The 6212-nt window shown below is 70.0% G+C and carries 4 protein-coding genes; 3 read left to right on the top strand and 1 reads right to left on the bottom strand.

The window, feature by feature from the left end:
- Window positions 1-448: 448 nt before the first annotated feature.
- Window positions 449-1513, bottom strand: coding sequence for a LacI family DNA-binding transcriptional regulator (locus AC4F3Q_RS06105; RefSeq protein WP_491039183.1), 1065 nt, complete (start codon window positions 1511-1513; stop codon window positions 449-451).
- 109 nt (window positions 1514-1622) lie between these two features.
- On the opposite strand from AC4F3Q_RS06105, the gene uidA reads away from it, so the two are divergent.
- The 3 genes from uidA to manD are packed head-to-tail and all read left to right on the top strand — an operon-like array spanning window position 1623 to window position 6123.
- Window positions 1623-3401, top strand: coding sequence for a beta-glucuronidase (gene uidA / locus AC4F3Q_RS06100; RefSeq protein WP_491039182.1), 1779 nt, complete (start codon window positions 1623-1625; stop codon window positions 3399-3401).
- Between the two features lie 26 nt (window positions 3402-3427).
- The gene (uidB, locus tag AC4F3Q_RS06095) at window positions 3428-4861 is read left to right on the top strand and encodes a glucuronide transporter (protein ID WP_491039181.1); all 1434 of its coding nucleotides are present in this window, start codon (window positions 3428-3430) and stop codon (window positions 4859-4861) included.
- 26 nt (window positions 4862-4887) lie between these two features.
- The gene (manD, locus tag AC4F3Q_RS06090; RefSeq protein ID WP_491039180.1) at window positions 4888-6123 is read left to right on the top strand and encodes a D-mannonate dehydratase ManD; all 1236 of its coding nucleotides are present in this window, start codon (window positions 4888-4890) and stop codon (window positions 6121-6123) included.
- Window positions 6124-6212 lie beyond the last annotated feature (89 nt).

Here is a 6212-nt window from a genome sequence, read left to right as displayed (position 1 = left end):
CGAACCCGTCACACCGGTAGGAGTACGCCGGGTCATAGGAGACCGACGAGCCCGGCTGACACATCGCCGGGTCGATCACCCTGCTCTCGACAAGCGGCGGACCCTCGATTGGACGCTGTCGAGGCCCCAGCCTCATGTACCTATCCCGCATCACTTTCTCGCTCTCGAATGTCTGAGGCGGGCAGGCGCCTCCCGCACCCGCCTCACCGATCGCCCGCATCCACACCTCACGTGTGCACCGAGGCGATCCGTGCGCAGGAAGGTGAGGTGGGCCGCGCACCGATCGCCCGCATCCACACCTCACGCGTGCATCAGGGCGATCGGTGAGCGAAACAGGGAGGTGAGCCGGGACGAGAGTGATCGGCGAGAGAGGGAAGAAGCGCCGGGCCGGCAGACGATCGACACAGAGCGAGTGGGGACAGGGCGGACAGGGAACCGCCCGCCGGCCTCAGGCTGCGGGCGGCGTCGGCGTCCAGGCGCGTTGGCGGCGCGGGCGCGGGCCCGTCGACTCGCGGACGCGCAGCGCGGCCGGCAGCAGCGCGGGGCGCCGCGGCACGACCGTCCGGGCGCCTCGCAGCCCTACGGTGCTGAGCTGTTCGACGAGCATCGTGACGGCGTGCTTCCCGAGCGCGGCGAGCGGCGCGGCGACCGTCGTCAAGGCTGGCGAGCAGAAGTCCGCGCCGAAGATGTCGTCGAACCCGACGACCGACACGTCCCCCGGGACGGCCACGCCCCACGACTGCACCGTCTGCATGAAGCCGATCGCGATCAGGTCGTTGTACGCGACGACCGCCGTCGTGCGCGCCTCCGCGAACGCGCGGGCTGCCGCGCGCCCGCCGTCGATCGTCGGGGCGAACGGGCCGAGCCTGCGCACGCGCAGGCCGAGCTCGTGCCCCGCCTCCTGCGCCGCGCGCCACCGCATGCCGTCTGCCCACGACGCCTCAGGCCCCGCGAGGTACGTGATCGTGCGGTGGTCGAGCTCCGCGAGGTGCTCGACGGCGCGGCGCATGCCGCGCCCGTTGTCCGTCACGACGCTCGGCACGTCCGTGACGACCCTGTTGAGCACTACGGCGGGCTGACGCCGCGCGATCGCGCGGATGGACGTGTCCGAGAGGCGTGACGTCGCGAGCACGATCCCCTCGACGATGCCCGCCGTGCGGTCGAGCGCCTGGCGCTCGACCTCGGTCGACTCGTTCACGTCCGCGACGAGGAGCGTGTAGTCCTGCTCCGCGGCGGCACGCTCGGCGCCGCGGATGATCTCGAAGAAGAACGGGTTCGTCAGGTCGGACGCGACGAGCGCGACGAGCTTCGTGCGCGATCCCTGCAGGGCCTGCGCGAACGGGTTGCTGCGGTACCCCATCTGCTCGGCGACCTCGTGGATGCGCGCGGCCGTCGCCGCAGCGACGCGGCCGGGCCGGGAAAACGCCCGCGAGACGGTCGACGGGGCGACTCCGCAGGCCGCAGCCACGTCGTAGATCGTGGGCGGCTTGGCGCCTGTGTCGTCGTCGACCATGCGGCGAACGTACGGCACGCGGCAATCCATGGCAACCGCTTGCCGCGCCCCTGCGCGCAGGCGCTGAATGGCTCTACCAACCCCACCACCCCTGCGAGAGGAACCGACGATGCTTCGTCCTCAGGACACCACCACCCGCGAGCGCAAGTCCCTGAACGGCCTGTGGGAGCTGCGCCTCGACGGGACCGGCGCGGGGCACGACGCACGCTGGTTCGCCGCCCCCCTCGAGGGGTCGGTCGCGATGCCCGTGCCCGCCTCCTACAACGACATCCTCACGGACCCGGCCGCCCGCACCCACGTCGGCGACGCCTGGTACCAGACGACCGCCCGCGTCCCGCGCGGCTGGGCCGGCCAGCGCATCAGCCTCCGCTTCGACTCCGCCACGCACCGCGCGGTCGTCTGGGTCGGCGACACCGAGGTCGCACGCCACGAGGGTGGCTACACGCCGTTCGAGGTCGACATCACCGAGCTCGTCACGCCGGGCGAGGAGATCCGCGTGACCGCGGCCGTCAACAACGAGCTGACGTTCCAGACGATCCCCCCGGGCATCGTCGAGGACACCCCGCAGGGCCGCCGGCAGCGCTACTTCCACGACTTCTTCAACTACGCGGGCCTGCACCGCAGCGTGTGGCTCACCGCGACGCCGCGCACGCGCGTCGAGGACGTCACGGTCACGACGACGATCGACGGCACGACCGGCGTCGTCGGGTACGACGTCGTCACGGACGGCCCCGAGGACGTCACCGTGGTGACGGTCCTGCGCGACGCCGACGGCGTCGAGGTCGCGCGCGCCGCAGGCACGAGCTCCGAGCTGCACGTCGCCGACGCGCACCTGTGGGCGCCTGGCGACGGCTACCTGTACGAGCTCGAGATCCGCCTCGAGAACGGCGGCGAGCTCATCGACTCCTACCTTCAGACGGTCGGCATCCGTACGGTCGAGGTCGTCGGCACCGAGTTCCGCATCAACGGCGAGCCGTTCTACTTCACCGGCTTCGGCAAGCACGAGGATTCCCCCGTGCGCGGCAAGGGGCACGACGACGCGTTCCTCGTCCACGACTTCGCGCTCATGGAGTGGATCGGAGCCAACTCGTTCCGCACCTCGCACTACCCGTACGCGGACGAGGTCTACGACTACGCCGACCGCCAGGGCATCGTCGTGATCGACGAGGTCGCGGCCGTCGGCCAGAACATGGGCCTCGGTGGCGGCATCTTCGGCACGCAGGGCTACACGACCTTCTCCCCCGAGACCATCAACGACACGTCGCGCGAGGTGCACGCCCAGGCGATCCGCGAGCTGTTCGCCCGCGACAAGAACCACCCGTCCGTCGTGCTCTGGTCGATCGCCAACGAGCCCGAGTCAGACACGGACGCCGCACGCGCCTACTTCGAGCCGCTCTTCGAGCTCGCCCGGTCCCTCGACAGCACGCGCCCGATCGGGTTCGTCAACGTCATGCTCGCCCCGCACGGCAAGTGCCAGGTCTCCGAGCTCGCTGACGTCATCATGCTCAACCGCTACTACGGCTGGTACGTCAACACCGGCGACCTCGCGGCCGCCGAGGAGGCGTGGACCGCCGAGCTCGAGCAGTGGGCGGGCGACGGCAAGCCGATCATCATCACCGAGTACGGCGCCGACACGATGGCCGGCCTCCACTCCCTGCACCAGACGCCCTGGAGCGAGGAGTACCAGGTGGCCTACCTCGAGATGAACCACCGCGTCTTCGACAAGGTGCCCGCCGTCGTCGGCGAGCACGTGTGGAACTTCGCGGACTTCCAGACCTCCGACGGTGTGTTCCGCGCCGACGGCAACAAGAAGGGCGCGTTCACCCGCGACCGCCGCCCCAAGGCCGCCGCGCACGCGCTGCGCAGCCGCTGGACCGCCCGCCCCTGACCCTCCCCACGATCGAGGAAACGACCATGACCAGCAACGTCGCTGGGGTCTCACCGTCCGTGAACCCTGCCCTCACCGCCCCTCGCGCGGCCACCCCCACGCGGGGACTGCGGATGCGCCAGCTCGTCGGCTACGCCGCCGGCGACGCCGCGAACAACCTCGCGTTCTCCATGACGTCGATGTTCCTGCTGCTCTACTACACGGACGTCGTCGGCATCTCCCCCGCAGCCGCGGGCACCCTGTTCCTCGTCGTCCGCGCCTGGGACGCGTTCGCCGACATCTACGCCGGCCGGCAGGTCGACAAGACGATGACCCGGTGGGGCAAGTTCCGGCCGTTCTTCCTCTTCGGGTCGCTGCCCGTCCTGCTGCTCTCGGTCGCCACGTTCACCGTCCCCGGCGGGCTCGGTGGCACCGGCAAGCTCGTCTACGCCTACCTCACGTACGCGGCGCTCGGCCTCGCCTACTCGCTCGTCAACATCCCCTACGGCTCGCTCGCCTCAGCGATGACGCAGGTCCCGGAGGAACGCGCAAAGCTCGCGAGCTTCCGCACGATCGGCACGGCGACGACGATCATCATGCTGTCGTTCGTCGTCGCTCCTCAGATCCGTAACTCCGACAACCTGCAGCAGTCGCTCACGCTCACGACCCTCCTGTTCGTCGTCGTCGGGTTCGGGCTGTACATGCTGCTCTTCTCGACGGCACGCGAGACCGTCGTGCGCGACGTCGCGCAGGTCTCCCTCAAGCAGAGCCTCGCCACCCTGCGCGGCAACCGCCCGCTGCTCATGCTGTGCACGAGCGCGCTCATGTTCCTCGTCGGGATGTTCTCGCTCCAGACCGTGCAGGCGTACTACGCCCGCGACGTCCTCGGCGACGCGAACATGTTCATCGTCCTGACGGTCGTGTCGACCGGCGCGATGTTCGTCGTGGCACCGTTCATCCCGCGCATCGTGCGTCGCTTCGGCAAGAAGCGCTCCTACATCGTCGCGTCGCTCGTCGCGATCGTCGGGGCCGTCGGCGTCGCCGTCAGCCCGCCGTCGATCCCCGCGTTCGCGGTCGTCTCCTTCGGTCTGTACGGCATCGGCCTCGCCGCGGTGAACACCCTCATGTGGGCCCTCGAGGCCGACACGGTCGAGTACGGCGAGTGGCGCAGCGGAGTGCGCACCGAAGGCACGACGTACGCCGTCTTCTCGTTCGTCCGCAAGCTCGGCCAGGCGATCGGCGGCGCAGCCGCCGCCTACGCGCTCGGCTGGATCGGGTACGTGGCCGACGCCGACGTGCAGACCCAGGGCACGCAGGACGGCATCCGCCTCGTCGCAGGCTTCGTTCCCGCCGCGTTCATCGCGCTCGGCGTGCTGATCATGCTCGCCTACCCCCTCACCGAGAAGGTCTTCGGCCAGATGGTCGCCGAGGTCAAGGCGCGCCGCGAGGCGCTCTCGACCACGCCCGACGCCGACGCCTGAACCCCCCGCCCCCAAGGAGCAGGATCATGAAGATCATCGCCGCTGACGTCATCGTCACGAGCCCCAACCGCAACTTCGTCACCCTCAAGATCACGACCGACGACGGCGTCACCGGCCTCGGCGACGCGACCCTCAACGGACGCGAGCTCGCGGTCGTCGCCTACCTCAAGGAGCACGTCGCACCGCTCCTGATCGGTCGCGACCCGCACCGCATCGAGGACACGTGGCAGTTCCTCTACCGCTCCGCCTACTGGCGTCGCGGGCCCGTGACCATGGCCGCGATCGGCGCAGTCGACATGGCGCTGTGGGACATCAAGGGCAAGGTCGCCGGGCTGCCCGTGTACCAGCTGCTCGGCGGTGCGAGCCGCACCGGGCTCATGGCGTACGGGCACGCGTCCGGCAAGGAGCTGCCCGAGCTGTTCGGCTCGATCCGCTCCCACCAGGAGCAGGGCTACCGTTCGATCCGCGTGCAGACCGGCGTGCCGGGCCTCAAGGCGATCTACGGCATCGCGTCGCAGGCCGCGCTCGACGGCAACGACGAGCGCTACGACCACGAGCCGGCGCGCCGCGGGGCGCACCCGGCCGAGGAGGACTGGGACACGCGCGCCTACCTGCGCCACCTGCCCGGCGTCTTCGAGGCGGTGCGCAACGAGTTCGGGCCGGACCTTCCGCTGCTGCACGACGGCCACCACCGCATGACGCCCATCCAGGCTGCGAAGCTCGGCAAGTCGCTCGAGCCGTACGACCTGTTCTGGCTCGAGGACTGCACGCCTGCGGAGAACCAGGAGGCCCTGCGCCTCGTGCGGCAGCACACGACCACACCGCTCGCGATCGGCGAGATCTTCAACACCGTGTGGGACTTCCAGGGGCTCATCAAGGAGCAGCTCATCGACTACGTGCGTGCCGCCTCCACGCACTTCGGCGGGATCAGCCCGCTCAAGAAGGTCATGGACTTCGCGGCGCAGTACCAGGTCAAGTCCGGCTTCCACGGACCGACCGACATCTCCCCCGTCGGCCTCGCCGCGCAGATGCACGTCGGGCTCGCGATCCACAACTTCGGCATCCAGGAGTACATGCAGCACGGCGAGCGGACGAACGAGGTGTTCCAGCAGTCCTTCACCTTCACGGACGGCTACCTGCACCCGGGCGACCAGCCGGGCCTCGGCGTCGAGCTCGACGTCGACGAGGCGGGCAAGTACCCGTACGAGGTCGCATACCTCCCGTACAACCGCCTCGCGGACGGCACCGTCCACGACTGGTGACCTCGCGGTCCGCCGGCCCGGCACGCTGGACGTGCCGGGCTGGCGATTTGTCGTGGTCAGCGCCTCGTCCCCGCTCCTAGCCTGGTCGG

The organism is Flavimobilis sp. BM9, from assembly GCF_058313055.1.
The sequence above is the reverse complement of the archived record's forward strand: the minus strand, read 5'-3'. Positions and strand labels throughout refer to the sequence as shown.